The organism is Stenotrophomonas maltophilia (genome assembly GCF_047782825.1).
Lineage (GTDB): Bacteria > Pseudomonadota > Gammaproteobacteria > Xanthomonadales > Xanthomonadaceae > Stenotrophomonas.
In genome coordinates this window covers 3,243,286-3,269,541 of record NZ_CP180589.1, presented here as the reverse complement: position 1 = coordinate 3,269,541, position 26,256 = coordinate 3,243,286, and the positions used below count along the sequence as shown (strand labels likewise).

General features: G+C 65.3%; 22 protein-coding genes. 14 read left to right on the top strand and 8 right to left on the bottom strand.

The window, feature by feature from the left end; translation table 11 throughout:
- Nucleotides 1-174: 174 nt before the first annotated feature.
- Nucleotides 175-1,344, bottom strand: coding sequence for a class I SAM-dependent rRNA methyltransferase (locus ACM2ZB_RS15200; protein WP_416056065.1), 1,170 nt, complete (start codon nt 1,342-1,344; stop codon nt 175-177).
- A 354-nt stretch (nt 1,345-1,698) separates the two neighbouring features.
- Between ACM2ZB_RS15200 and ACM2ZB_RS15195 the strand changes: the two genes are divergently transcribed.
- Nucleotides 1,699-2,661, top strand: coding sequence for a TerC family protein (locus ACM2ZB_RS15195; protein WP_416056064.1), 963 nt, complete (start codon nt 1,699-1,701; stop codon nt 2,659-2,661).
- A 107-nt stretch (nt 2,662-2,768) separates the two neighbouring features.
- Nucleotides 2,769-3,539 (top strand): rhomboid family intramembrane serine protease, encoded by a 771-nt coding sequence (locus ACM2ZB_RS15190; protein WP_416056063.1) that lies wholly within the window; start codon nt 2,769-2,771, stop codon nt 3,537-3,539.
- 85 nt (nt 3,540-3,624) lie between these two features.
- Here the strand turns inward: ACM2ZB_RS15190 and ACM2ZB_RS15185 are convergent, their stop codons facing one another.
- From ACM2ZB_RS15185 to rpmH, 6 genes are all read right to left on the bottom strand, one after another.
- On the bottom strand, nt 3,625-4,731 hold the full coding sequence (locus ACM2ZB_RS15185; RefSeq protein WP_416056062.1) for a glycerophosphodiester phosphodiesterase: 1,107 nt from the start codon (nt 4,729-4,731) through the stop codon (nt 3,625-3,627).
- A gap of 126 nt (nt 4,732-4,857) precedes the next feature.
- Nucleotides 4,858-6,207: a tRNA uridine-5-carboxymethylaminomethyl(34) synthesis GTPase MnmE gene (mnmE, locus tag ACM2ZB_RS15180; RefSeq protein WP_416056061.1), complete on the bottom strand. Its 1,350-nt coding sequence runs from the start codon at nt 6,205-6,207 to the stop codon at nt 4,858-4,860.
- A gap of 3 nt (nt 6,208-6,210) precedes the next feature.
- Nucleotides 6,211-8,883, bottom strand: coding sequence for a polysaccharide deacetylase family protein (locus ACM2ZB_RS15175; protein WP_416056060.1), 2,673 nt, complete (start codon nt 8,881-8,883; stop codon nt 6,211-6,213).
- A 114-nt stretch (nt 8,884-8,997) separates the two neighbouring features.
- Nucleotides 8,998-10,713 carry a membrane protein insertase YidC gene (yidC, locus tag ACM2ZB_RS15170; RefSeq protein ID WP_416056059.1) on the bottom strand — a complete coding sequence of 572 codons (1,716 nt, stop codon included), beginning with the start codon at nt 10,711-10,713 and terminating at the stop codon, nt 8,998-9,000.
- Complete coding sequence (gene rnpA / locus ACM2ZB_RS15165; RefSeq protein WP_416056058.1) at nt 10,713-11,207, bottom strand: ribonuclease P protein component; 495 nt, start codon at nt 11,205-11,207, stop codon at nt 10,713-10,715. The genes yidC and rnpA overlap by 1 nt, the downstream gene beginning before the upstream one ends.
- Nucleotides 11,208-11,212: 5 nt before the next feature.
- Nucleotides 11,213-11,353 (bottom strand): 50S ribosomal protein L34, encoded by a 141-nt coding sequence (gene rpmH, locus ACM2ZB_RS15160; RefSeq protein ID WP_005411729.1) that lies wholly within the window; start codon nt 11,351-11,353, stop codon nt 11,213-11,215.
- A 255-nt stretch (nt 11,354-11,608) separates the two neighbouring features.
- Here rpmH and dnaA point away from each other — a divergent pair, with 255 nt between their 5' ends.
- Nucleotides 11,609-12,937, top strand: coding sequence for a chromosomal replication initiator protein DnaA (dnaA, locus tag ACM2ZB_RS15155; protein WP_416056057.1), 1,329 nt, complete (start codon nt 11,609-11,611; stop codon nt 12,935-12,937).
- 275 nt (nt 12,938-13,212) lie between these two features.
- Nucleotides 13,213-14,313: a DNA polymerase III subunit beta gene (dnaN, locus tag ACM2ZB_RS15150; protein ID WP_005411731.1), complete on the top strand. Its 1,101-nt coding sequence runs from the start codon at nt 13,213-13,215 to the stop codon at nt 14,311-14,313.
- A 244-nt stretch (nt 14,314-14,557) separates the two neighbouring features.
- Here the strand turns inward: dnaN and ACM2ZB_RS15145 are convergent, their stop codons facing one another.
- A complete protein-coding gene (locus tag ACM2ZB_RS15145; protein WP_416056056.1) occupies nt 14,558-15,082 on the bottom strand; it encodes a hypothetical protein in 525 nt (174 codons plus the stop codon).
- Nucleotides 15,083-15,265: 183 nt separating this feature from the next.
- On the opposite strand from ACM2ZB_RS15145, the gene recF reads away from it, so the two are divergent.
- The 10 genes from recF to cls all read left to right on the top strand — a co-directional run bounded on the left by recF (nt 15,266) and on the right by cls (nt 26,238).
- Entirely contained in the window at nt 15,266-16,360 is a 1,095-nt protein-coding gene (recF, locus tag ACM2ZB_RS15140; protein ID WP_416056055.1) for a DNA replication/repair protein RecF, read from the top strand.
- A 111-nt stretch (nt 16,361-16,471) separates the two neighbouring features.
- Nucleotides 16,472-18,931 (top strand): DNA topoisomerase (ATP-hydrolyzing) subunit B, encoded by a 2,460-nt coding sequence (gene gyrB, locus ACM2ZB_RS15135; RefSeq protein ID WP_416056054.1) that lies wholly within the window; start codon nt 16,472-16,474, stop codon nt 18,929-18,931.
- 67 nt (nt 18,932-18,998) lie between these two features.
- Nucleotides 18,999-19,844, top strand: coding sequence for a lysostaphin resistance A-like protein (locus tag ACM2ZB_RS15130; RefSeq protein WP_416056053.1), 846 nt, complete (start codon nt 18,999-19,001; stop codon nt 19,842-19,844).
- 69 nt (nt 19,845-19,913) lie between these two features.
- A complete protein-coding gene (locus tag ACM2ZB_RS15125; RefSeq protein ID WP_416056052.1) occupies nt 19,914-20,720 on the top strand; it encodes a M48 family metallopeptidase in 807 nt (268 codons plus the stop codon).
- Nucleotides 20,721-20,851: 131 nt separating this feature from the next.
- Nucleotides 20,852-22,036 carry a tetratricopeptide repeat protein gene (locus tag ACM2ZB_RS15120; RefSeq protein ID WP_313441294.1) on the top strand — a complete coding sequence of 395 codons (1,185 nt, stop codon included), beginning with the start codon at nt 20,852-20,854 and terminating at the stop codon, nt 22,034-22,036.
- A 143-nt stretch (nt 22,037-22,179) separates the two neighbouring features.
- Nucleotides 22,180-22,848 (top strand): energy transducer TonB, encoded by a 669-nt coding sequence (locus ACM2ZB_RS15115; protein WP_416058561.1) that lies wholly within the window; start codon nt 22,180-22,182, stop codon nt 22,846-22,848.
- A 91-nt stretch (nt 22,849-22,939) separates the two neighbouring features.
- Complete coding sequence (gene exbB / locus ACM2ZB_RS15110; RefSeq protein ID WP_313441296.1) at nt 22,940-23,701, top strand: TonB-system energizer ExbB; 762 nt, start codon at nt 22,940-22,942, stop codon at nt 23,699-23,701.
- A gap of 59 nt (nt 23,702-23,760) precedes the next feature.
- On the top strand, nt 23,761-24,186 hold the full coding sequence (locus ACM2ZB_RS15105; RefSeq protein WP_295571411.1) for an ExbD/TolR family protein: 426 nt from the start codon (nt 23,761-23,763) through the stop codon (nt 24,184-24,186).
- A 3-nt stretch (nt 24,187-24,189) separates the two neighbouring features.
- A complete protein-coding gene (locus ACM2ZB_RS15100; RefSeq protein ID WP_079224464.1) occupies nt 24,190-24,603 on the top strand; it encodes an ExbD/TolR family protein in 414 nt (137 codons plus the stop codon).
- 174 nt (nt 24,604-24,777) lie between these two features.
- Nucleotides 24,778-26,238 (top strand): cardiolipin synthase, encoded by a 1,461-nt coding sequence (cls, locus tag ACM2ZB_RS15095; RefSeq protein WP_313441302.1) that lies wholly within the window; start codon nt 24,778-24,780, stop codon nt 26,236-26,238.
- Nucleotides 26,239-26,256: the final 18 nt, after the last annotated feature.

The window sequence follows — 26,256 nt, the reverse complement described above, 5'->3', positions numbered from 1 at the left end:
GCTGCGCCCAGCCTTTTTGTAGAGCCGAGCCGCGCCACCTGAGCAATGGGGCGCCACTTTCACGAACGCATCGCAATGCGCGGGATGCTTGCCGCCGGGCAGTGGAGATGATTCATGCTCGACTGATCAGGCACCGCGAGCCGAGCATGGGCTCGGCTCTACAGCTTCACGCGGTCAATCAACCACGCGGCAGAACACGGCCTTCAGGTAACGCGATTCCTGCACGTGGGCCATGAACGGATGGTCCGCACCGGCGCCGGCCACCTTCAGGATCTGGATCGTGCGGCCGGAGAAGTAAGCCGCGCGGCGCAGCATGTCCAGGAACTGGTCCTCGGCCACCAGGCCGGTGCAGGAGAAGGTGGCGAACAGGCCACCGGGCTTGACCACGCCCAGCGCCAGCTTGTTCATGTCCAGGTACTTCTTCAGCGCGGCGATGACCTGGTCGCGGTCGCGGGTCATCTTGGCCGGGTCCAGGATCACCACGTCGTACTGCTCGCCACGGTTGGCGGCATCGCGCAGCCACGGGAAGATGTCGGACTGGACGAACTTCGGGCGCACGTTGTTCAGGCGCGAATTGCCCTTGGCAATCTGGATGACGTCTTCATCGATGTCGATGCCGACTACTTCCGAAGCACCACGCGCCGCGGCATACACGGCGAAACCGCCGGTGTTGCAGCACAGGTCGAGCACGCTCTTGCCTTCCACCTGCTGGCTCAGCCACTCGCGGTTCTCGCGCTGGTCGGCGAAGAAACCGGTCTTGTGGGCACCGGCCGGATCGGCGCGGAACTTGATGCCGTACTCGGTGATGACCGACGCTTCGGTCGTGGTGTTGCCGTGGAAATCGAAGCTTTCCTGCTTCTGCACGTGTTCGTCGGCGAAGCTGTGGAAGCGGCAGCCCGGGAACTGTTCGCGCAGCGCCTCGTAGATCCACTCGCGGTGGCGGAACATGCCAGCGGCGAAGAACTCGACCACCACCAGATCGTTGTAACGGTCCACCACCAGGCCCGACAGGCCGTCGCCCTCGCTGTGCACCACACGCCAGGCGTCGGACACCGCATCGAGCTTCAGCACGCCGCGGCGCAGCTCGACCGCCTGGGCGATCCTGCGCGAGAACCAGCCGGCATCGACCGGCACGTTCGGGTCGGTTTCGAGGATGCGCACGGCAATGCGCGAATGCCCGTTGTAGAAGCCACGGCCGATGAATTCGCCATCGATGCCGACCACGTCGACGATGGAGCCGGGTTTGGGCTTGACGGTCGGCTTCTCGACCAGTTTCTGGAAGATCCACGGGTGGCTGGAACGCCACGCGTTCTTGAGGCGGACAACGGGAAGGGGGGTATTCATCGGCCTATTGTAGCCGGGGGCGCTTTTGTAGAGTCGAGCTTGCTCGACTGAACGGGACCGTTCAGCAAAGGCCGGCGAGCAAGCTCGACGCTACGAGGGGCGGGGAATGGCCCCCCATTTGACGGCGGTCCGGCCAGGCCGCAGAATCGGCCCCAGAAGGGGAGTAGCTCCCAGACGTTGTCGCCGTCAATTCGAGCCCGCAGGCTCCGGTGCAACGGCAATCCCACCCGCGTGGGGTTGCGAGCGAGACCTTCGCCGTACTGGCGAAGCTCTGTCCCTGGATCCCCCTCCCGATCCTCCGTTGCAGATCCTCGCCGTCCGGCCTGGCATTCATCTTTCCAACGGATATTCCCAATGCAGACGATCGGTAATGTGTGGATGTGGGGCGGCTTCGTGGCGGTGGTCATCATCGCCCTGCTCGTCGACCTGGTGTTGATGCGACACGGCGGACCGCACAAGGTCACCTTCAAGGAAGCCCTGTGGTGGTCCATCGGCTGGGTCGTGCTGGCCCTGCTGTTCAATGGCGGCCTCTGGTACTACCTCAACGAGACGGCCGGCCAGGTGGTGGCCAACAAGGTGGGCCTGGAATTCCTGACCGGCTATCTGGTCGAGAAGGCCCTGGCGGTGGACAACATCTTTGTCTTCCTGATGATCATGAGCTACTTCGCGGTGCCGGAGGAGCAGCGCCAGAAGGTGCTGATCATCGGCATCCTGGGTGCGATCGTGCTGCGTACGATCATGATCTTCGCCGGTAGCGTGCTGATCAGCCAGTTCCATTGGCTGCTCTATGTGTTCGGTGCCTTCCTGCTCTTCACCGGCTGGAAGATGTGGTTCGCCGCTGGCCAGGAGCCGGATCTGGAAACCAACCCGGCCCTGCGCTGGATGCGCAAGCACCTGCGCCTGCTGCCGGACTACGCGGGCAACGCCATGAGCGTGATGCGCGACGGCAAGCGCTGGTTCACCCCGCTGTTCGCGGTGCTGATCCTGATCGCGGTGACCGACGTGATCTTCGCGGTGGACAGCATCCCGGCGATCTTCGCGATCACCACCGACCCGTTCATCGTGCTCACCTCCAACGTGTTCGCGGTGCTGGGCCTGCGTGCGATGTTCTTCCTGCTGGCCGGCATGGCTGACCGCTTCCACCTGCTGCCGTACGGCCTGGCGCTGGTGCTGGGCTTCATCGGCATCAAGATGATGATCATCGACCTGTTCAAGATCCCGACCCCGGTGTCGCTGGGCGTGGTCGCGGCGATCATCGCCGCCACCGTGGTGCTCAGCCTGAAGTACCCGCCGAAGGAAGGCGCCGGCCAGGCCTGAGCCTGACTGCTGTGCAGCGCGCGGCCGGCGGGATTGTCCCGTCGGCCGCCCCCACTCTCCCGCAGCGGTGGCCTTGGTTTCGCGCCGGCCACCGCCATTGCTGAGGTATGGACAACAACACGCCCCTGCCCGCCGGTGACGTGCCGGCTCCCCGCAACGACCGCATGCGCATCCTGCGGGCGTTCAATGTCAGCCTGGCCGCCGTGCTGGTGCTGGTGGCCGTGTTCGCCCTGCAGGGCAGCTTCGACTGGCGGCCGTGGGCGGTGGCCCCGCTGGAAGCCAAGGGGCTGCTGGGGCTGATCGGCGGCCCGATGCTGCATGCCTCGGTTGAGCATATCGCCGCCAATGGTTTTGCGATCCTGATCCTCGGCACCCTGGCCGGCAGCGTGTACCCGAAAGCGACCGTGCGTGCCCTGCCCCTGCTGTGGCTGGGTTCGGGCATTGGCGCGTGGATGCTGGGCAACCCGGGCAGCGTGCACCTGGGCGCCAGTGGCGTGACCCACGGCCTGATGTTCCTGCTGGCCAGCCTGGGCCTGCTGCGGCGCGACCGCGCGGCGATCGCCACCGGCCTGATCGGCATGTTGTTCTACGGCGGCATGCTGATGACCATCCTGCCGCATGCCGATGGCGTGTCCTGGCAGTCGCACATGGGCGGCGCCTTCGCCGGCATCATCGCTGCGCTGCTGTTCCGCAACGCCGATCCCATGACACCGCGCCCGCACTACAGCTGGGAGGACGAGGAAGACGAGGTCGAGGCGCTGGCCGACGACGAGCTCGAGCCGCCCTCGCCGCGCCGCGTGCCGGTGCTGTGGCAGCCGCGCGAGGGGCAGGATTACGTGGTGATTCCGTTCCGCCGGCCGGAAGACCCGCGCGGTTGAAACGAAGGGCCGCCGGGCATGGCCCGGCGCTACCGTGCGGACGCCCTGGGTAGCGCCGGGCCGTGCCCGGCGACGCGTTACGGCTTCAGTTCCCCGCGGCGCCCATGCCATCCACCGCCTGCCGGCCCAGCGCCGGGTCGTCGGTGAAGAACGCATCGATGCCGGTGGCCAGGTAGGCGCGCATCTCGGCAATGGAGCCTTCCGGGTTGCGGGCGTTGTCGGCACCCTTGCGCAGGTTGCTGGCCTGGAAGTGGTTTTCCGGGCGGAACGTGTACGGGATCACCATCAGGCCGGCGGCATGTGCATCGCGCACCAGCGCGGTAGGCGTGCCCAGCGAACCGTTGGCCTCCAGCGGAATGATCGAACGCAGCTCCGGGCCGATGCCATCGGCGTAGCTGGCGATGTCCTTCAGCCCGGCCGGGGTCATCATCTGTGCGTAGGTGAGCTTGCCGCCGGCCTTGGCGATGTCGGCCGGCTGGGTGTCGCCCTTCCACAGCAGCTGCAGCAGGCGGATGTTGCTGCCCCGGCCGATCTTGCCGCGCAGGTAGCGCAGGTTGGCGGTCTCGAACGACTGGATCGTCACCGGCGCGACGGCGGTATAGGCGTTGCCGCGCAGCGCGGCCAGCACCTTGTCTTCCATCGGCAGGCCGATGGACTGGAAGTAGGTCGGGTGCTTGATCTCCGGCACCAGGCCGATGCCGCGGTTGGCACGACCGGCCTGCTGGACCAGGAAGGCCAGGATCTCGTCCAGCGTGGCGATGCGGAACTGGCCGTCGAAGGCAGTGCTGCGCAGTTCGGGCAGGCGTTCGCGGGTGTAGAGGGTCTTCAGCTCGGCCAGGGTGAAGTCTTCGGTGAACCAGCCCTCGACCTTCTCGCCGTCGATGACCTTGGTGGTCTTCCGCTTGGCGAATTCCTTGTGCTCGGCGACGTCGGTGGTGCCACCGATCTCGTTCTCGTGGCGGGCCACCAGCACGCCGTCCTTGGTCATCACCAGGTCCGGCTCGATGTAGTCGGCGCCATCGGAGATGGCCTGCGCGTAGGCCGCCAGGGTGTGCTCAGGCAGCAATGCGCTGGCGCCGCGGTGGCCGTAGACCGAGGCCTTGGCAGGGGCCGGAATGGAGGATTCAGCACTCATGGCCACCGATGGTGCCACGGCCAGCGACAACAGCAACGCACAACCCCACGACTTCACTGCGACTTCCCCAAGCGGTATGTGATGGGCGTCAGTATGCGGCGGCAATGTGACAGGTGGGGGTGTAGCGCCGAGCCCATGCCCGGCTGTTCTCCCCGTCAGCCGAGCATGGGCTCGGCTCTACAATTACTTGCCGATGCAGAAACTGGAAAAGATCCTGCCCAGCAGGTCATCGGCACTCATCTGCCCGGTGATCTCGCCCAGTGCGTCATGCGCCAGCCGCAGTTCCTCGGCGGCCAGTTCCAGGTGCTCATGCACCAGCTCACCATCGGCGCGCTGCGCATGGTCCTGCGCGCGTTCAATCGCATCCACATGGCGGGTGCGCGCGGAGAACTCGCCGTCCACCTGCTCCCCTGCCCCGGCACTGGCGATGCTGCGCAGGCGCGCGTGCAGGTCTTCCTGGCCGGCGCCGGTCGCAGCGGAGACGAACACGCGGTCCGGGTCGTCCAGCGCCGGCAACGCGTCCAGCAGGTCCGACTTGTTGTGGATGTAGAGCTTGTGTGGCACCGCCGCCACGGCCTCGCCCAGCGCGGCTTCACCGGCGGCCGGGTCACGCGCGTCCAGCACGATCAGCGCGAGGTCGGTGCGCTCGATTTCCACGTGGGCGCGGCGCATGCCTTCGCGTTCGATGGCATCGCCGCCGTCGCGCAGGCCCGCTGTGTCGACCAGGGTCAGCTCCAGGCCGTCCAGGCGGATGGTCTCGCGCAGGGTGTCGCGGGTGGTACCGGCAATGTCGGTGACGATGGCGCGCTCGCTGCCAGCCAAGGCGTTCAGCAATGAACTCTTGCCGGCATTCGGTGGGCCGATCAGCACCGCATGCAGGCCGTCGCGCAGGCGGCGGCCGCGCTCGGCATCACGACGCAGCAGCGCAAGATCAGCGCGCGCCTGTTCCAGCTCACGGCGCACCTGCGCACCGCCCAGGGTATCCAGCGGTTCGTCGGCGAAGTCGATGGCCGCTTCCACGTGGATGCGCAGCAGCACCAGCTGTTCGACCACCGCCTCGATGCGCCGCGAGAACACGCCATCCAGCGAGCGACGTGCCGCGCGCGCTGCACGGTTGTCACCGGCGGCGATCAGGTCAGCGATGGCCTCGGCCTGGGCCAGGTCGAGCTTGCCGTTGAGGAAGGCGCGTTCGCTGAACTCACCTGGCCGCGCCTGGCGCGCACCAAGCGCGATGCAGCGCGCGACCAGCTGCTGCAGCAGTACGGGGCTGCCATGGCCCTGCAGTTCCACCACCTCTTCGCCGGTGAAGCTGTTCGGCGCGGGGAACCACAGCACGATGCCATCGTCGATCACCTCACCGTCGGCATCACGCAGCCGCGCGTAGTGCGCGTGACGTGGGCGCAGGGTGGGCGCGCCCAGGGCGTTGGCAATGGCCGCAGCGCGCGGGCCGGACAGCCGCAGCAGGCCCACGCCGCCCGCGCCGGGGGCACTGGCGATGGCGACGATGGTATCGGTGCGGGTCACATCGTTCATGGCTCAGAGCTTCTCCAGCTGCGCGCGCGCCTGTGCGGCGCCGCTGCCCTGCGGCTGCAGGGCCAGGTAGGTGGTGTAGGCCTGCTTCGCCTTGGCCTTGTCGCCGGCGTTGAAGTAGGCATCGCCCAGATTGAGGTGGGCCACGGCACGCGAGGGGTCGATCTTCAGGGTGTTTTCCAGCCAGCGCGCGGCTTCGGCGTAGCGCTGCTGGCGGTAGTAGACGAAGCCGAGGTTGTTGGCGGCCTGGGCGAAGTCCGGACGCAGCTTCAGTGCCTCGGTGAACTGGGCTACCGCTTCGTCGTACTGCTTCTCGCGGTACAGCTGCAGGCCGCGGTCATTGGCCTGCTGCGCACGCTGGCGGTCCGAGGCCGGGCCGGCGGTGGGCACCACCAGCTTGGCCTTGCCACCCTGCAGATCGGCCACGGTCACCGGTGCCTGGCTGCCCTTGGCCTCGCTGGCAGCATCGACCTTGTTGTTCAGCGCGATCGCATCGGCGGTCAACTGGCGCGTATCGGCGTTGAGGTATTCCTGGCTGTCGGGCACCTGGAACACGAACTCGCCGCCCTGCGAACCGGGCAGGCTGCCAAAGGCCGGGGTCTGGTGCGAAACCGCCGAGACCGCCGGCGCCACGTAGGCAGCCAGCTCGGTACCGGTGATCAGGCCATCGCCGTTGAGGTCGCCCTTGCCGGCCAATGCCTGAAGCAGCACCCAGGTGAACACCGAATGGCCATTCGGGCCGGCGTCGGCCACCTGCTGGTCGGCACCGCCGGCGGTCAGCATCTGCCGCGCGCTGCGGCGTGCGTTCTCGCGCAGGAACGACGACGACGAGGGACCGCCACGGGTCAGGCCCAGGCCGCTGTAGCAGGCATCCATCACGAACATCACGTGCTTGGCCTGCATGCTCTCGGCGATGTTCTGGATGTCGGTCATCGCGATGGCGTCGGTGGCGAATTCCTTCGGGTCCGAATCGACCGGAATGATGTAGCCCAGGTCACGCCCGGAAGCGAGCTGGCGGGTGGCGCCGTGGCCGGCGAAGAACACGAACACGCGATCGTTCCTGCCGGTGCGGTCGTCGGACAGGCGGTCGTGGAAAGCAGCCAGGATGTTGTTGCGGGTGGCCTGTTCGTTCTTCAGCACGATCACCTGCGAGGACGGGAAGCCGAACTGCCCGGTGAGCGTGTCGGCCACCGCCTGCGCATCGTGGCTGGCATATTCCAGCTTCGGCCACTTGGCGTAGTTGTCGATGCCGACCACGATCGCCCACGACTTCTCGTAGCCGGTGGTGACGGTGGCATCGCTGGCTGCGCCCTTGCGTGCGCGGGCCACGCTGAAGTCGCGGCCGTTCCAGCCGGCGAACTGGTAGCCATCGGCGATCAGCCGGTCGAGGATCTGCGGCAGTGCCTTCACCGCGCGGTCGTGGATGTCGTGAAACAGGATGATGCCGCGCTTTTCCTTGTCCACCTGGCCCAGCACGCGCTGCACGATCGATTCGGGTACCGGGTCGGCCCAGTCCATCGAATCGATGTTCCACATGATCGATTTCAGCCCGGCTTCGTTGAGCAGCTGCAGGCCTTCGGCGTTGCGCGCGCCGTAGGGGAAGCGGAACAGCGGCGCGCGTTTGCTGTCCACGTCCTTCAGCAGGGTGTCGGTGTCCAGCACCTGCTGGCGCAGCGCGTCGCCGGTGGTGCGCGACAGCTGGGCGTGGGTCAGGCTGTGGTTGCCCACCGCGTAGCCCTCTTCCATCAGGTTGCGGCTGATCTTCGCCATCGGGCCCAGGCTGACCTTGCCGTCGGTTTCGACCTTGCCGAGGTTGCGGCCCACTTCGAAGAACACGCCCGGCACGTCGTAGCGCTTGAGGATGGCCACCACTTCATCGGTATAGGCCTTGTGCGGGCCATCATCGAAGGTGAGCACCACAGTCTTGGGCGGCAGGTCGCGGCCGAAGATCTCGCGGTCGCTGTCCTTCATCGACATCGGGTAGGGCTCGATCACCCCGTAGTCGCGCAGGATCGCCTCACGGCTGTAGTCCTTGTGCAGGTGGGCGATGTAGTCCTCCCACTTCTCGCGCTTCAGGTCGATGGCGCGGGTGCGCTCGAAGCGGCTGAAGATGCGGGTCAGTTCCTGGTTGTAGTTGCGCTCGATCTCGTCCAGCGCGTCCAGGTCCTCGCCGATGCGCTGGTGCAGCTTCACCGCCGGCAGCGAGGAATCAGTACCGACCCGCTCATGCAGGTCACGCAGCACTTCGCGGAAGGCGAGCCGGTCGGCATCGAACAGTTCCGGTGCGGATTCGATGTAGTCCAGCACGGTGCCCAGGGTGGCGAAGCGCTGCGGGCTGCCACCGCGCAGCAGGCTGTCGAACTCGGCGGCAATGGCGGTGCGCTGTTCCAGGCCGTCGTGAAACAGCTGCTGGCCGACACGCGTGGACGTCTGCCGGTCCGCATCACTCTGCTTCTCTTCATCGGCCAGCAGCACCACGATGCGGCGGTAACCATCGAGCTGCTTCTGCAGCGCAGCCAGCAGCGGTGCGGCGGCCGGATCGGCGGCGGCCGCGGCCTGCGCACTGGGCTGGGTGACGGTGGTCGCCGGCGCCTTCGCGTCCTTGTCGCCGCAACCGGCAACGACCAGGGTCAACAACAGCGAGGGCAGGAACAGGCGGAACGACGACGCACGCGGCATGGCGGACTCGAAGGTGGCAGGAACGGTGTGCGGCGATTCTAACGCCGCATGCGAAAAGCCCGCCTTGCGGCGGGCTTTTGCTGAGGTCAGCCGGCCAGCGGCCGGCTCTACCGATTACTTCTTCTTGACCGGGGCCGGGGCGGTGGTGGCCGGCACCGGCTCGCTGCCATGGCGCTTGGTCATCCACCACTGCTGCAGCAGGCCCAGGCCACCGTTGACCACCCAGTACAGGACCAGGCCGGACGGCATGAAGGCCATCATGACGCCGAACACCAGCGGCATGAACTGCATCATCTTCTGCTGCATCGGGTCCATGCCCGGTGCCGGGGTCAGCTTCTGGGTGAACCACATCACCGCCACGTTGATCACCGGCAGGATGAAGTACGGGTCACGCGCGGTCAGGTCCTGGATCCAGCCGAACCAGGGCGCCTGGCGCAGTTCGACCGATTCCACCAGCACCCAGTACAGGGCGAAGAAGATCGGCATCTGGATGAGGATCGGCAGACAGCCGCCCATCGGATTGATCTTCTCCTTCTTGTACAGCTCCATCATCGCGGTCTGGAACTTCTGGCGGTCATCGCCATAGCGTTCCTTCAGCTGCGCGATGCGCGGCTGGAAGCGACGCATCTTGGCACCGCTCTTGTACTGGGTGGCCGACAGCGGGTACAGCACCAGCTTCAGCAGCACCACCAGGCCGACGATCGCCCAGCCCCAGTTGCCGACCAGCTTGTGCACCTGGTTCAGCACCCAGAACAGGCCCTGGCCGATCACCGCCATCATCGAGAAGCGGCTATAGTCGACCACGCGGTCCAGGCCCGGCACGTCTTCCTTGGCGATCTGGTTGACCAGCTTCGGGCCGACCCACAGGCGGGCCTCGGTGCTGGTGGACTGGCCCGGGGCCACGGTGAAGGCCGGGCCGCGGGCTTCGATCAGGTCACGACCGGCCACCTGCGACAGCACGTAGTGCGCGGTCTGGTCCTTCTGCGGGATCCAGGCGGTGAAGAAGTGGTGCTGCAGCATCGCCAGCCAGCCGCCGGTGATGTTCTGGTTCAGCGCGCCGTCTTCCAGGTAATCCTTGAACGCACGACGCTGGTACTTCTTGTCGTTGTCGTACCAGGTGGCGCCATTGAAGCTGAACGAATCCGGGTTGGTCATGCTCCGCGACAGGATGGTCGGGGTGCGGTCCAGGGTGCGGTAGACGTAGCCGTTCCACGGCGCGGCGCCGGTGTTGCTGACTTCGTCCTTGAAGCGCACGGCGTACTCGTTGCGGGACACGGTCAGGGTGCGCTTGATGGTCACGCCGTTGTCGGCGGTCCACACGAACGGGATCTGCAGCTCGTTCTGGCCCTTGGCCAGGACGAAGTCACGGGTGTCACCGACCAGCTTGAAGCCGTCAGCGCCCGGGACCGGCGTGTTCTTGTCCTCGCTGGCCCAGCCACTGATCGCGCTGTAGGGATGGGCGGGGTCTTCGGTCAGCAGGCGGACCGGCGGGCTGCCTTCGTCCTTGGTCTGCGGGAACTGCAGCAGCTCGGCGTCAAGCACGCGGCCGCCGTCCAGCACCAGGCGCAGCACATCGGTGGTGACGGTGACGCGCTGGGCGGCCGGGGTGGCGCTGGCCTGGGCCTGCACTGCCGCCTGGCCCGGGGCACCGGGGACCTGCGCGCTGGGACTGCTGCCCGGGGTTGCGCCCGGAACACTCTGTGCGGCGGCCGGGGCCGAGCTGGTGGTCGGGGCGGGGGTGGGGGCGGCCTTTTCACGGCTCCACTCCATCCACAGCAGCACGGCCACCATCAGCCAGGCAAAAATGAGGAATACGCGGGTCTGGTTCATCAGCGGACAGGCTCGGCGGTGCCGGGACGCGATGCCGGCTCGGTCAAAGAAGGAGTTGCGATGCCATCAGGCGGCGGCATTGTGCCGTCCATGCCCGGCGCGGGCAATGCACGCAGGCGCCGCAGCAGGCGCAGGAAGGCCTGGCGGATGTCGTCGTTGCTGGCGGAACGCGCAGCACTACGAGCCACGACGACGAAGTCGCCTGGCTGGATTTCGGTTCGTGTCTGACGCAGGATGTCGCGCAGGACGCGCTTGATCCGGTTACGCCCTACGGCGTTCGGATCGACCTTGCGGGAAACCGCCAGACCCAGCCTGGCCGGCCGGTCAGCCGGCAGCCAGTGCAGGGTCATCAGCGGATCGGACACACGGCGGGCGCCGTTGAAGACCGTTGAATATTCGGCACGCGTGCGAACCCGCGCAGAGCGAGGGAATCGCTTGCGCGGGTCTGCAGTATTCACTGTCGAAGAGATTGCGTCTGCCGCGATGTGCGGCATGGCAATCAGGCGCTCAGGACTTTGCGGCCCTTGGCGCGGCGACGCGACAGGATCTTGCGGCCGTCAGCGGTCTTCATACGGGCACGGAAGCCGTGGTCGCGCTTACGCTTGAGGTTGCTGGGCTGGTAGGTGCGCTTGGTGGCCATGTGGGCCTCTCGTATGAATGGGACGGGAAAGAACCGGAAATTCTAGAGAGGTCTCCCCCCTCGCGTCAACCCCTTGTGACTACGCCAATTCACCGGCCTGTGCAATAGCTGTGGATGTTTTTGTGAATAAGTAGGGGACAAGCATTCCGAAGCCGGTCGCTCGGTGGTAGTCTGAGCCATCCATTTCCCCCCTTTCAGGCCTGTGTTTGGGCGCGTTGTCGCGCCTATCCACAGGCCACCGGACGATTATTGCCGATGGATGCCTGGTCCCGAAGTCTCGAACGCCTCGAAGCGGAGTTTCCGCCTGAAGACGTTCACACCTGGTTGAAGCCGCTGCAGGCCGATCTGCGCGCGGACAGCCTGGTGCTGTATGCCCCGAACGCCTTCATCGTCGATCAGGTGCGTGAACTGTACCTGGCCCGGATCCGCGAACTGCTGACGCACTTCGCTGGTTTCGGCGATGTTTTCCTTGAAATCGGCTCGCGCCCGCGCCCCTCGGAGACGCAGAAGGCGCCGGTTTCCAGCGCGGCGGCGGTCGTGGCCGAACCGCAGGTGCCGTTCGCCGGCAACCTGGACAACCACTACACCTTCGCCAACTTCGTCGAAGGCCGCAGCAACCAGCTGGGTCTGGCCGCAGCCTTCCAGGCGGCGCAGAAGCCGGGCGACCGTGCGCACAACCCGCTGCTGCTGTACGGGGGCACCGGCCTGGGCAAGACCCACCTGATGTTCGCCGCCGGCAACGCCATGCGCCAGGCCAATCCGGGTGCGAAGGTGCTGTACCTGCGTTCGGAACAGTTCTTCAGCGCGATGATCCGGGCCCTGCAGGAAAAGACCATGGATCAGTTCAAGCGCCAGTTCCAGCAGGTGGACGCGCTGCTGATCGATGACATCCAGTTCTTCGCCGGCAAGGACCGCACCCAGGAAGAGTTCTTCCACACCTTCAACGCACTGTTCGATGGCAAGCAGCAGATCATCCTGACCTGCGACCGCTATCCGCGCGAAGTCGAAGGCTTGGAAGCGCGCCTGAAGTCGCGGCTTGCCTGGGGCCTGTCGGTCGCGATCGAGCCGCCGGACTTCGAGACCCGCGCCGCGATCGTGCTGGCCAAGGCACGCGAGCGTGGTGCCGAGATTCCCGATGATGTTGCGTTCCTGATCGCCAAGAAGATGCGCTCCAACGTGCGCGACCTCGAAGGCGCGCTCAATACCCTGACCGCCCGTGCCAATTTCACCGGCCGCGCGATCACCACCGAATTCGCCCAGGAAACCCTGCGCGACCTGCTGCGCGCCCAGCAGCAGGCGATCAGCATTCCCAACATCCAGAAGACCGTTGCCGACTACTACGGGCTGCAGATCAAGGATCTGCTGTCCAAGCGTCGGACCCGCTCGCTGGCACGCCCGCGCCAGGTCGCCATGGCCCTGACCAAGGAACTGACCGAGCACAGCCTGCCCGAGATTGGCGATGCCTTTGCCGGTCGCGATCACACCACGGTGCTGCATGCCTGCCGCCAGATCCGCACCCTGATGGAAACCGACGGCAAGCTCCGCGAGGACTGGGACAAGCTGATCCGGAAGCTGAGCGAATGATGCACGGATGCCGATGAGGCGTCATCGCACAAAACGGTGCAGAATCCGGTAGCAAGCGCGGGATGAGTTGTGGATAAAAAGGGCGTCTGGAAACGCGTCGAATTTATCCACAGCTTTCCCCACCCCCTGGGGGGCGGTAATGCAGAGGGTTTCGAGGTCTGAAATTCTTTTAATTACAAAGACTTAGCATTGTTTTCCAGCGATTCTGTCTCTACCAGCACCACCAAGCTTTTGATTTATTCCACATTTTTTAAAGCATAGGGGCACGGAACCACATGCGTTTCACACTGCAGCGCGAAGCCTTTCTCAAGCCGTTGGCACAGGTCGTCAACGTGGTCGAACGCCGCCAGACCCTTCCGGTTCTGGCCAATTTCCTGGTCCAGGTGCAGAACGGCCAGCTGTCGCTGACCGGTACCGACCTGGAAGTGGAGATGGTGTCGCGGATCGCGGTTGAAGATGCCCAGGACGGCGAAACCACCATCCCCGCCCGCAAGCTGTTCGAGATCATCCGTGCCCTGCCCGACGGCAGCCGGATCACCGTCTCGCAGACCGGTGACAAGATCACCGTGCAGGCCGGCCGCAGCCGCTTCACCCTGGCCACCCTGCCCTCCAACGACTTCCCGTCGGTTGACGAAGTGGAAGCCACCGAGCGTGTGGCCATCGGCGAAGCGACCCTGAAGGAGCTGATCGAGCGCACCGCGTTCGCGATGGCCCAGCAGGACGTGCGCTACTACCTCAACGGTCTGCTGTTCGACCTGCGCGGTGATGCCCTGCGTACCGTCGCCACCGACGGCCACCGCCTGGCGCTGTGTGAAACCGACCTGGCCAAGCCCAGCGGTTCCAAGCGCCAGATCATCGTGCCGCGCAAGGGCGTGACCGAGCTGCAGCGCCTGCTGGAAAGCGGGGATCGCGAGATCGAACTGGAAGTCGGCCGCAGCCACGTGCGCGTCAAGCGCGACGATGTCACTTTCACCTCGAAGCTGATCGACGGTCGCTTCCCGGATTACGAAGCGGTGATCCCGATCGGCGCCGACCGCGAAGTGAAGGTTGATCGTGAAGCCCTGCGTGCCTCGCTGCAGCGTGCTGCGATCCTGTCCAACGAGAAGTACCGCGGCATCCGCGTGGAAGTCTCACCGGGCAACCTGAAGATCAGCGCGCACAACCCGGAACAGGAAGAGGCCCAGGAAGAAATCGAGGCCGACACCACCGTCAGCGATCTGGCGATTGGCTTCAACGTGAACTACCTGCTGGATGCCCTCTCCGCCCTGCGCGACGAGGAAGTCATCATCCAGCTGCGCGATTCCAACTCCTCGGCGCTGGTGCGTGAGTCCAGCAGCGAGAAGTCGCGCCATGTGGTCATGCCGCTGCGTCTCTGACTCCAGCGCTGTTCCACGTGAAACAGAGAACGCCCGGGACTCCCGGGCGTTTTTTTTTGTTCCACGTGGATCATTGCCGGGATTGCCTCAATGGGCGCGCTTCAGTGGCGGGTGGGGGCTGGATCCCATGCTCCGGCATTGAGGGTTGTTTGTTGGCTGTCGGGAGCTGGAGAACTGTGCGGAGGGCCGCGTCTTCCCTCATCGAGGGTCGTTCCTGGAAAGCTCAATGGTCTTCGTCGGCATCTTAGGTCATCCGCCCTGCCGGGATGACGGGTGAGCTTGCTTCTGCTGACTGCACTGTCCACAGGCCCAGCAGTTTGTCGTTCGGGGCCTTCCAAGCTTTTAAATCTGGGTATAAATCTAAAGCATGGTGGTGATGGTAGGGCCAGATTTGGTGGAAAATAGTCTTATGTCTTTGATTTAAAACGTCTTTATGGACCTGAAACCCCCTGTATAGGAGCCCTTGGGGCTGGGGGGGAAGCTGTGGATAGATTTCCAGGGAAGCGAAACAGACTTTTTTATCCACAGATTGCCCATACCTTGTGTATAAGTCATACAGACCTGCTGTGGACAGCGTGAAACGAAGGCCGCGAATTTCTTGAAATCTGTGGAACGTTGCACGGCCCTGGCTGGCAGATTTCAAGGAATTCTTGCGCTCGCCAGGCGGATGCGTTTCAGCGCTGATCGAATCGCCGTGCCAGACGTCGAAAAATCCGTGGAATCTGCGGCCAAGAACCCTGCCCGGTCTTACAGATTTGAAGAAATTCACGGACGGATTCCTTCCCCGCTGGCCGTCCAGGCCATTCGTGCCACGTGAAACCCGGGAACGCGCACCGATGTCGCTACCCCGTGCGGGCCAGTGTCGTGTCCGCCGCGGCCGGCTTGACCAATGCAGTAAGCTGATGGATTCCCTGCCCTGCTACCGCCCCGTGCGGATGGTCGTTCGCGTCCCATGCTGATCCGTCGTCTCGCCTTGAACCATCTGCGTCGCTTCAGCGCCGTGGAACTGTCGCCCCAGCCAGGCCTGAACCTGCTGACCGGGGATAACGGCGCGGGCAAGACCAGCGTGCTTGAGGCCCTGCATCTGATGGCCTACGGGCGCAGCTTCCGTGGTCGTGTTCGCGATGGGCTGGTGCGGCAGGGCCAGGAAGCTCTGGAAATCTTCGTGGAATGGGACGAGCAGCGGGCCGATCACCCGCCGCACCGTCGGAAGGCCGGCCTTCGGCACAGTGGTCAGGACTGGAAGGGGCGACTGGACGGTGAAGACGTTGCTCAGTTGGGCAATCTCTGCGCCGCATTGGCGGTAGTGACCTTCGAGCCTGGCAGCCATGCGCTGGTGAGCGGTGGCGGTGAGCCTCGTCGCCGGTTCCTCGATTGGGGCCTGTTCCACGTGGAACCAGACTTCCTTTCGCTGTGGCGCCGATACTCGCGCGCGTTGAAGCAGCGCAATGCCCTGCTCAAGCAAGGCGGGCCGTCGCGGATGCTGGATACCTGGGACCACGAGCTGGCAGAAGCCGGAGAACCCCTCACCAGCCGCCGCCAGCATTACCTGGAGCGGCTGCAAGAGCGTGCGATCGCCCTGGCCTCCGCGCTGGCGCCGCAGTTGGGCATCCAGGGGCTGGATCTCAGTCCGGGCTGGCGCAGGCATGAACTTCCACTGGCCGACGCACTGCTGCTGGCGCGCGACCGGGACCGGCAGGCGGGTTACACCTCGGTGGGACCGCACCGCGCAGACTGGAGCGTGGATTTCCACAGCATCCCCGGTCGCGACGCGCTCTCTCGGGGCCAGGCCAAGCTGACCGCCCTCGCCTGCCTGCTCGCCCAGGCCGAGGACTACGCCGAGCAACGGGGCCAGTGGCCGGTCATTGCCCTGGACGATCTGGCGTCGGAGCTGGATCGCACCCATCAGGCGCGCGTTCTGGAGCGTTTGTTGTCCGGTCCGGCGCAGATCTTCGTTACCGCTACCGAAACGCCGGCGGCGCTGGTCGATCTCACCGACATCACCCGGTTCCACGTGGAACATGCACAGATCGTGGCTGTGCCATAGTGGCTACATCAGGGCCGGCAGGGCCCGGCTGGTATAATTCAGGTTGCACCCCTTCTTACCCGGCGCATCGCCTCGTGCGGTGACCGACCTGCGGAGCCTACGGCAAGCGCAATGACCGACGAACAGAACACCCCGGCAAACAACGGCAACTACGACGCCAACAGCATCACCGCCCTGGAAGGGCTCGAGGCTGTCCGCAAGCGTCCCGGCATGTACATCGGCGACGTCCATGACGGCACCGGTCTGCACCACATGGTGTTCGAGGTTGTCGACAACTCCATCGACGAAGCCCTCGCCGGCCACGCCGACCATGTTGCGGTGACGATCCACGCCGACGGCTCGGTCTCGGTGTCCGACAACGGCCGTGGTATCCCCACCGGCAAGCACGAGCAGATGAGCGCCAAGTTGGGCCGCGAGGTTTCCGCGGCCGAAGTGGTGATGACCGTGCTGCACGCGGGCGGCAAGTTCGACGACAACAGCTACAAGGTTTCCGGCGGCCTGCACGGCGTGGGCGTCAGCGTGGTCAACGCGTTGTCGCAGAAGCTGCTGCTGGACGTGTTCCAGAACGGCGCCCACTACCAGCAGGAATTCAGCAACGGCGCTGCCGTTGGCCCGTTGAAGCAGCTGGGTACGACCACCAAGCGCGGCACCACCGTGCGCTTCTGGCCGTCGACCGTTGCCTTCCACGACAACGTCGAATTCCACTACGACATCCTGGCCCGCCGCCTGCGCGAACTGTCGTTCCTCAACTCCGGCGTCAAGATCGTGCTGGCCGATGAGCGTGGCGATGGCCGCCGCGACGACTTCCACTACGAAGGCGGCATCCGCAGCTTCGTCGAGCATCTGGCGCAGTTGAAGACCCCGCTGCACCCGAATGTCATCTCGGTCACCGGCGAACACAACAACATCGTCGTGGACGTGGCGCTGCAGTGGACCGACTCCTACCAGGAGACGATGTACTGCTTTACCAACAACATCCCGCAGAAGGACGGCGGTACCCACCTGGCCGGCTTCCGCGGTGCGCTGACCCGCGTGCTCAACAACTACATCGAGCAGAACGGCATCGCCAAGCAGGCCAAGATCAACCTGACCGGCGACGACATGCGCGAAGGCATGATCGCCGTGCTGTCGGTGAAAGTGCCGGACCCGAGCTTCTCCAGCCAGACCAAGGAAAAGCTGGTCAGCTCCGATGTGCGCCCGGCGGTGGAAAACGCCTTCGGTGCGCGTCTGGAAGAATTCCTGCAGGAAAACCCGAACGAAGCCAAGGCCATCGCCGGCAAGATCGTCGACGCTGCGCGTGCCCGTGAAGCGGCCCGCAAGGCCCGCGACCTGACCCGCCGCAAGGGCGCGTTGGATATCGCCGGCCTGCCGGGCAAGCTGGCCGACTGCCAGGAAAAGGATCCGGCGCTGTCCGAACTGTTCATCGTCGAGGGTGACTCGGCAGGTGGTTCGGCCAAGCAGGGGCGCAACCGCAAGAACCAGGCGGTGCTGCCGCTGCGCGGCAAGATCCTCAACGTGGAACGTGCCCGCTTCGACCGCATGCTGGCCTCGGACCAGGTCGGTACGCTGATCACCGCACTGGGTACCGGCATCGGCCGGGACGAGTACAACCCGGACAAGCTGCGGTACCACAAGATCATCATCATGACCGACGCCGACGTCGACGGCGCGCACATCCGCACCCTGCTGCTGACGTTCTTCTACCGTCAGATGCCGGAGCTGATCGAGCGCGGCTACGTCTATATCGGCCTGCCGCCGCTGTACAAGATCAAGCAGGGCAAGCAGGAGCTGTACCTGAAGGACGACCCGGCGCTGGACAGCTATCTGGCCAGCAACGCGGTGGAAAACGCAGTGCTGGTGCCGGCCGCCGGCGAACCCGGCATCGAAGGTGCCGCACTGGAAAAGCTGCTGCTGAGCTTTGCCGGCGCGCGCGATGCGATCGAACGCAATGCGCACCGTTACGACCGCAACCTGCTTGAAGCGCTGGTCGACTTCGTGCCGATGGACCTGGCCAACCTGCGCAATGCCGGTGAAGGCCAGGGCCTGGATGCGCTGGCCAAGCGCCTCAACCAGGGCAGCCTGGGCAGTGCGCGCTTCAGCCTGGAACTGCAGGAACCGACCGACGAACGTCCGGCCGCCGTGCTGGTGACCCGCCGCCACATGGGCGAGGAACATATCCAGGTACTGCCGCTGGCCGCTTTCGAAGGCGGCGAACTGCGCGCCATCTACCAGGCTGCAACGCTGCTGCATGGCCTGGTGCGCGAGGGCGCGACCATCGGCCGTGGCGCCAAGTCGGTGGAAGTGGATACCTTCGCCAAGGCGCAGGCCTGGCTGCTGGACGAAGCCAAGCGCGGCCGCCAGATCCAGCGATTCAAGGGCCTGGGTGAAATGAACCCGGAACAGCTGTGGGACACCACGGTCAATCCCGATACCCGTCGCCTGCTGCAGGTGCGCATCGAAGACGCTGTCGCTGCTGACCAGATCTTCAGCACCCTGATGGGCGATGTCGTCGAACCGCGTCGCGACTTCATCGAAGACAACGCGCTGAAGGTCGCCAACCTGGATATCTGACACAATCGGTACGCGGCCGGCGCGCGGGGAAGCGCGCCGGCCTTCGCCCCTTGACCGCAGGTAATCGATGTCCGCTTCCGTTCCGGCGTCCGCACCGCCGCCCGTTCCGCCGGCTTCCGCCGCGCCCCGCGCCGCTTCCCCGCTGGCGGGCTTCTTCATCGATCTGGGCATCGGCGCCGTCGCCCTGTTCGGCCTGAGCATGGTCAGCGGCCTGCTGTGGGGCATTTACCGCGCCGTGGCTGTCAGCTCGGCCAACGTGAAGGCCAACGGCAGCGCGATGGATGCGGCGACCATGACCGAGGCACTCGGCCGGCCCGGCGCCCTCGCGCAGATCCTGATGGCCCTGTTCGCCACCGGTGGCGCTGCCCTGCTGCTGTACTTCTGGCGCCGCCCGGCCAACGTGGTCGAACGGCAGGCCTCCCTGCAGGCGCTGCGGCGTCCGTCCACCTGGGGCTGGACCCTGCTGGTGGCCACCCTGATCGTGATCGGCAGCAATGGCATCGCCTTCCTGGCCAAGCAGTTCGGCATCGAACCGGTACCCACCAACCTGGCCCTGATGCAGAGCGCCATCGAACGCTTCCCGTTGTTCCTGGTGCTGTTCGCGGTGGTGCTGGCCCCGGCCTATGAGGAACTGCTGTTCCGCCGCGTGCTGTTCGGGCGCCTGTGGAGCGCCGGCCGCCCCTGGCTGGGCCTGGTGCTGAGCAGCTTCGCCTTCGCCCTCATCCATGAAGTGCCCGGCACCAGCGCCAATGGCCCGGCCGAGATCGCCCAGCTGTGGCTGGTCTATGGCGGCATGGGTGCCGCATTCTGCTGGCTGTACAAGCGCACCGGCACCTTGTGGGCCGCGATCGCCGCCCATGCGCTGAACAACGCCGTGGCCCTGGCCGCGCTTGTGTTCTTCGGGTCGATGTAAGGCCGTGGCCGCTTGACGAAAAATTAAGCGGGCCCGGTACACACTGCCTGCATGAACACGGGGGATTCCATGAAATCACTGCTGCTCGCCCTGCTCATCACCGCCCTGGTGAGCGCCTGTGCGACCACCACCTCGCCCACCGGGCGGCGGCAGATGGTTGGTGGGGTGTCGCAGGCCCAGCTCGACCAGCTGGGTGCGCAGGCGTTCGCGGAAACCAAGCAGAAGGAAAAGATCAGCACCGACGGCCGCCAGAACGGCTACGTGCAGTGCGTGGTCAATGCGCTGGTGGCGCAGCTGCCCCAACAGTACCGTGGCGTACGGTGGGAAACGGCGGTCTTCGTCGACAAGGAACCCAACGCCTTCGCCCTGCCCGGCGGCAAGGTGGGCGTGAACACCGGCATCTTCACCGTGGCCAAGAACCAGGATCAGCTGGCGGCGGTCATCGGCCATGAGATCGGCCATGTCATCGCCCGCCACCACGAAGAGCGCATCACCCGGCAGATGGGCGCACAGACCGGCCTGGCGGTGCTTGGCGCGCTGGCCGGCGCGGCCTACGGCGATGGCGCGGCCAGCACGGTCAACCAGCTGGGCGGCATGGGCGCGCAGACCGCCTTCCTGCTGCCCGGCTCGCGTACCCAGGAATCGGAGGCCGACGTCATCGGCCAGCGGTTGATGGCCGACGCCGGATTCAACCCCGCGCAGGCCGTCGACCTGTGGCAGAACATGATGGCCGCCAGTGGCGGACGCAGCCCGCAATGGCTGTCCACCCACCCTGATCCAGCCAACCGTATCCGCGAACTGCAGCGCGATGCACCCGCCCTGGGACCGGTCTACCAGCAGGCCCAGGCGGCCGGTCGCCGGCCAAAGTGTGGGTGAGTGCGCAGATCTATGCTGTATTGCAGCACATAAAACGATTTCTCACGCCATAAGTTTCTGATACGTTTGGCGGCTCAGATTTTTCTGACAGTCCGACTTTGCCGCTACCGGCGGTTCGATCGAGGTGAACGATGATTTTCCGCAACCACAAAGCTGTGCTTTCCGTCCTCATCGCGACCGCCCTGACCGGCGCCGTGGTCACCGATGCCTTCGCCCAGTCGCGCTCGTCCGAGCGTGGCAACCGCGGTGGCAAGCAGGCCAAGGCCGAAGTGCTGTACCCCAATGCCACCCGTGAGGAGCCGAAGGAAAAGGCGTCCGCGAAGATGGGCAAGCAGCTGCAGAAGCTGATTGACAGCTACAACGACCAGAAGTTCCCGGAGACCCTGCAGATCGCGGGCGAGATCCTGGGCAACTCGGCGTCCAACAACTACGACAAGTCGCTGGCCGCACAGCTGGCTTCGCAGGCGGCCTACCAGAGCGACGACACCCCCGGCGCCATCGGCTACCTGAAGCAGGCGCTGCAGCTGAACGGCCTGGACAACAACGGCCACTTCCAGTCGATGCTGATGCTGGGCCAGCTGCAGATCCAGGAAGACCAGACCGCTGAAGGCCTGGCCACCCTGGACAAGTACTTCGCCGAGAGCAAGTCGACCAAGCCGGAAGAGCTGATCGCCAAGGGCCAGGCCCTGTACCAGCTCGAGCGCTACCAGGAAGCCATCCCGGTCCTGCAGCAGGCAATCGCCGGCGCGACCGAGCCGAAGGACAACTGGAACCAGCTGCTGATGGCTGCCTTGGCCGAAGCCGGCCAGACCGGCGAAGCGGTCAAGACCGCCGAAGCGCTGGCGGCCAAGAACCCGAACGACAAGAAGGCGCAGCTGAACCTGGCCAACATGTACATGCAGGCCGACCAGATGCCCAAGGCCGCCGCGGTGATGGACAAGCTGCGTACCAGCGGCCAGCTCACCGAAGAGCGCGAGTACAAGCAGCTGTACTCGATCTATGCCAACACCGAGAACAAGGAAAAGGACGTCATCGCGGTCATCAACGAAGGGTTGCAGAAGGGCATCCTGAAGCCGGATTACCAGGTTTACCTGGCCCTGGCCCAGTCCTACTACTACTCCGACCAGGTGCCGCAGGCGATCGAGGCGTGGCAGAAGGCTGCCCCGCTGTCCAAGGACGGTGAGACCTACCTGAACCTGGCACGCGTCCTGCATGCCGAAGGTCGCGTCCCGGAGGCCAAGCAGGCCGCCCAGCAAGCGCTGGCGAAGGGCGTGAAGAACCAGGCTGATGCCAAAAAAATCATCAACCTGAAGTAAGTAGGAATAACGCCTGAACGCCTGCTCAGTTGATGCGCAGGCGCTCAGGATTGGTATAAGCTTGGAGGTTCCTGCGGTGTCATGCACCGCTGATCAGGGATCCCGCCCCCGGGATTCCGGCCCCACTATTGAGCTCTTGGCGCATGACGGAACAACTAGTCGTTCACCGGTACGAACAACCCGATGACAAGGGGCTGAGCTGGCCTCGCATCGTCGGTATCGCGTTTGTAATCGCCCTGCATCTGGCCGCCTTCATGATGCTCCTGATCCCCGCTGTGGCCCCCAAGGCCGTGGCTGAGAAGGAGCGCAACGTCATGGTGACCATCGTCGACGCGCCGCCGCCGCCGCCTCCGCCGCCGCCGCCGCCGCCGCCGCAGGACACCCCGCCGCCGCCGGTGAAGAACCTGTCGCCGCCGAAGCCGTCGCCCGTCCCGCCGCCGCCGCAGGCGCCGGTTGTCGACGTGCCGGAACCGCGCCCGAACGACATCGTCACCCCGCCGTCGCCGCCGTCGCCGCCGGCCCCGCCGACCTCCATCGAGGCCAGCGTGGACATCTCGTCGAAGGCCATGAATCCGCCGCGCTACCCGCCGGCCGCTTTCCGCGCTGGTATCCAGGGCGAAGTGATCCTGATCATTGATGTCGATGCCCAGGGCAACGTCACCAATGTCACGGTGGAAAAGTCCAGCCGTAACCGCGATCTGGACCGTGCTGCGATGGAAGCTGCCCGCAAGTGGCGTTTCAACGCCGCTGAATCTGGCGGTAAGAAGGCTGCTGGCCGCGTCCGCGTCCCGGTCAACTTTGCACTGAACTGATGCGAGCGGGTGGCCGCCGGCCACCCCTCCCCGGTTCGATTGTTTAGCTTAGCTACACCCTTTATCACCACACACAACAAAGGTAAGCGTCATGCTGCAGGAACTTTTCATCGCCGCTGCTGCCGGGGGCAATCCGTCCAACGCCCTGTCGCAGATGGGCTTCGAGCACCTGATCCACGAAATGACCTCCAAGCCGGGTGATTTCGCTGTTTCCTGGGTCGTGCTGCTGACCCTGATCATCATGTCGGCCATGTCCTGGTACTGGACCGTCATCAACATCTTCCGTTCGGTCCGCCTGAAGAGCGCTGCCGATCGCGTCGTCAGCCTGTTCTGGGACACCCCGAACGCGCAGGACGCCATCCGTGCCATGGAAGAACAGCCGGCTTCCGAGCCGTTCTCCAAGATCGCCCTGGACGCTGCCCAGGCCGCTGCGCACCACCAGCGCGCTGAAGGCGGCGCCACCGGCGGCGTGGGTGAAAACCTGAGCCGTTCGGAGTTCGTCGACCGCGCCCTGCGTCAGGCCGTGACCCGCGAAAGCAACAAGCTGCAGTCGGGCATGACCCTGCTGGCCACCGTCGGTGCAACCGCTCCGTTCGTCGGTCTGCTCGGTACCGTGTGGGGCATCTACGGCGCGCTGATCAAGATCGGTGCCACCGGCTCCGCTTCGATCGACGCCGTTGCCGGCCCGGTGGGTGAAGCGCTGATCATGACCGCCATCGGTCTGTTCGTCGCAATCCCGGCCGTGTTCGCCTTCAACTTCTTCAGCAAGGTCAACAGCGCGACCATCAGCAAGTTCGACACCTTCGCGCACGACCTGCACGACTTCTTCGCCACCGGCTCGCGCGTCCGCTAATTGCGGCGCGCGTCACCCTGGACGAAGCAGTAGTCACCAAGATCTAGACGGAGCCCGTTATGGCTTTCAGTAGTGGTAACAGCGGCGGCCCCATGGCCGACATCAACGTTACGCCCCTCGTGGACGTGATGCTGGTGCTGCTGATCATCTTCATCATCACGGCGCCCCTGATGTCCCACAAGGTCAAGGTGGATCTGCCGGAGGCCAACCTGGTCCAGAAGCCGGAGGACGCTGAAAAGCGTTCCGGTCCGATCACCCTGGCAGTCAAGGAAGACGGCTCGATCTACTGGAACGACGAGGAGATCAACAAGCAGACTCTTGAGTCGCGCTTGGCGACCGCCGCCCAGCAGACCCCGCAGCCGCCGCTGAACCTGCGTGGTGACCGCACCACCAAGATGCGCGTCATCAACGACCTGACCAAGGTCGCGCAGGAACAGGGCATGTTGGACGTCGGCTTCGTCGCGACCAAAGAGAAGGGGCAATAAGCCATGGCATTCAGTAGTGGTGGTGGCAAAGGCCCCATGGCCGACATCAACGTCACGCCCCTCGTGGACGTGATGCTGGTTCTGCTGATCATCTTCATCGTGACCGCGCCGATCATGACGTACCCGATCGCCGTGGACCTGCCGCAGCGCGTGCTCAACCCACCGCCGCAGCTGGTCGAACCGCCGCCGCCGATCGAATTGAAGATCGACGCCAGCAACCAGGTCTCGTGGAACAACAGCCCGATCGGTACCCACGATCTGCAGCAGCGGATGGAGCAGGAGGTCCAGCGTGACCCGACCAACCAGCCGGAACTGCGTATCGATGCAAGCCCGGATTCCGAGTACGACGTGATGGCCAAGGTCCTGGCCGCCGCGAAGAATGCTCAGATGAAGAAGATCGGCTTCGTGCAGCAGTAATACGTACGACCGCAGCACAACAGTCATGACGCGACTGCAGACGCCCCTGGAAACAGGGGCGTCTTTTTTTGCGCGGGGTCAGAGCCCTTTCCTGCGGAAAGGGATCCGACCCAAGCACGTGCAGCCGACGTGCTCTGACCCCCTCACCACACTCGCGCCCGCTATGATCGGCGCATGCTCGCCCTCTTCGATTCCCTGCGCCATTGGCTGGATGGCATTGCCCACCTGGGTTCGATCCTGGCGGTGGCCTACCTGCTCTACCTGCTGGCGTTGACCGGCTGGATCATGCTGCAGAAGCGCGAACCGGTGGCCACGCTCAGCTGGATCCTTTCGCTGGCGCTGCTGCCCTATCTCGGCCTCTTCATCTATTACCTGCTGGGCCCGCAGAAGGTGAAGCGGCAGCGCCTGCGCCGTGGTCGCGCGCGCTCGGGCATGGAGCACTACAGCGATGTCTGCCCGCCCGATGCGGACTGCACCGAGCTGGCCAAGGTGGCCCAGGCCACGACCGGGCTGGCGCCCAGCAGTGCGACCGAAGTGACCTGGCTGGTGGACGGCGCGGCCACCTACGCGGCGTTGCTGGAGGCGGTGGCCGAGGCCCGCGACCACATCCATCTGGAGTACTACATCTTCAACCCCGACCACGCCGGCACCGCGCTGCGCGATGCCCTGGTCGAGCGTGCGCGGGCCGGCGTGCAGGTGCGCCTGCTGCTGGACGCGGTCGGCTCATCGTCGGTGCCGCGCCGCTTCCTGCAGCCGCTGGTGGATGCCGGTGGCGAGGCCATCTGGTTCCACCCGCGGCAGCTGCTCAAGCCCTTCAAGCGGCCCTGGTTGAACCTTCGAACGCACCGCAAGCTGGTCATCGTTGATGGCCGGGTCGCCTTCACCGGCGGCATCAACATCACCGACGAAGAAGACGAAAGCCGCAATCCCAACGCCTACCGCGACCTGCACATGCGCATCCGCGGCCATGTCGTGCGCAGCCTGCAGCTGGTGTTCGCCGAAGACTGGCTCTATGCCAGCGGCCAGGAGCCCTCGCGCTTTGACATCGCACGCCTGTGGCCGGCCGACATGCCCTTGCGCGGCGATGGCCCGATCAGCGCGCAGGTGCTGGTATCCGGCCCGGATTCGGGCTGGGAAACCATCCACCGGCTGCACGTGGCGGCCATCCAGGAGGCCAACGAACGGGTCTGGCTGGTCACCCCCTACTTCGTGCCGGGCGAAGCCGCACGCATGGCGCTGACCTCGGCGGCGCTGGGCGGGCTGGACGTGCGCCTGCTGGTGCCAAAGATGAGCGACTCCTGGTTCGTCACCCAGGCCGCGCGCTCCTACTTCGACGAACTGCTGCATGCGGGCGTGAAAATCTACGAATACGGCCCGCGCATGCTGCATACCAAGGCCTTCATCGCCGACGACGATGTCTGCATCGTCGGCAGCGCCAACTTCGACCACCGCAGCTTCCGTCTGAACTTCGAGCTGTCGATGATGGTCAGTGACCGCGACCGCGTGGCCGAACTGGCCGGCCTGCTGCAGGCAGAGTTCGACCGCGCCACCCGTGTACAGGACCAGGCAGCGCGCTCGCTGTGGCTGCACCGCCTGCCCGAGGCCTTCGCCCGCCTGGCCTCGCCGCTGCTGTGAGGCAGCGCTACACTGCGG

Excerpts from the sequence above, each read along its gene's own strand:
- ACM2ZB_RS15200 (WP_416056065.1), bottom strand. The coding sequence starts at position 1,344 with ATGAATACCCCCCTTCCCGTTGTCCGCCTCAAGAACGCGTGGCGTTCC.
- ACM2ZB_RS15195 (WP_416056064.1), top strand. The coding sequence starts at position 1,699 with ATGCAGACGATCGGTAATGTGTGGATGTGGGGCGGCTTCGTGGCGGTG.
- ACM2ZB_RS15190 (WP_416056063.1), top strand. The coding sequence starts at position 2,769 with ATGGACAACAACACGCCCCTGCCCGCCGGTGACGTGCCGGCTCCCCGC.
- mnmE (WP_416056061.1), bottom strand. The coding sequence starts at position 6,207 with ATGAACGATGTGACCCGCACCGATACCATCGTCGCCATCGCCAGTGCC.
- ACM2ZB_RS15175 (WP_416056060.1), bottom strand. The coding sequence starts at position 8,883 with ATGCCGCGTGCGTCGTCGTTCCGCCTGTTCCTGCCCTCGCTGTTGTTG.
- yidC (WP_416056059.1), bottom strand. The coding sequence starts at position 10,713 with ATGAACCAGACCCGCGTATTCCTCATTTTTGCCTGGCTGATGGTGGCC.
- rnpA (WP_416056058.1), bottom strand. The coding sequence starts at position 11,207 with ATGCCGCACATCGCGGCAGACGCAATCTCTTCGACAGTGAATACTGCA.
- rpmH (WP_005411729.1), bottom strand. The coding sequence starts at position 11,353 with ATGGCCACCAAGCGCACCTACCAGCCCAGCAACCTCAAGCGTAAGCGC.
- dnaA (WP_416056057.1), top strand. The coding sequence starts at position 11,609 with ATGGATGCCTGGTCCCGAAGTCTCGAACGCCTCGAAGCGGAGTTTCCG.
- dnaN (WP_005411731.1), top strand. The coding sequence starts at position 13,213 with ATGCGTTTCACACTGCAGCGCGAAGCCTTTCTCAAGCCGTTGGCACAG.
- recF (WP_416056055.1), top strand. The coding sequence starts at position 15,266 with ATGCTGATCCGTCGTCTCGCCTTGAACCATCTGCGTCGCTTCAGCGCC.
- gyrB (WP_416056054.1), top strand. The coding sequence starts at position 16,472 with ATGACCGACGAACAGAACACCCCGGCAAACAACGGCAACTACGACGCC.
- ACM2ZB_RS15130 (WP_416056053.1), top strand. The coding sequence starts at position 18,999 with ATGTCCGCTTCCGTTCCGGCGTCCGCACCGCCGCCCGTTCCGCCGGCT.
- ACM2ZB_RS15125 (WP_416056052.1), top strand. The coding sequence starts at position 19,914 with ATGAAATCACTGCTGCTCGCCCTGCTCATCACCGCCCTGGTGAGCGCC.
- ACM2ZB_RS15120 (WP_313441294.1), top strand. The coding sequence starts at position 20,852 with ATGATTTTCCGCAACCACAAAGCTGTGCTTTCCGTCCTCATCGCGACC.
- ACM2ZB_RS15115 (WP_416058561.1), top strand. The coding sequence starts at position 22,180 with ATGACGGAACAACTAGTCGTTCACCGGTACGAACAACCCGATGACAAG.
- exbB (WP_313441296.1), top strand. The coding sequence starts at position 22,940 with ATGCTGCAGGAACTTTTCATCGCCGCTGCTGCCGGGGGCAATCCGTCC.
- ACM2ZB_RS15105 (WP_295571411.1), top strand. The coding sequence starts at position 23,761 with ATGGCTTTCAGTAGTGGTAACAGCGGCGGCCCCATGGCCGACATCAAC.
- ACM2ZB_RS15100 (WP_079224464.1), top strand. The coding sequence starts at position 24,190 with ATGGCATTCAGTAGTGGTGGTGGCAAAGGCCCCATGGCCGACATCAAC.
- cls (WP_313441302.1), top strand. The coding sequence starts at position 24,778 with ATGCTCGCCCTCTTCGATTCCCTGCGCCATTGGCTGGATGGCATTGCC.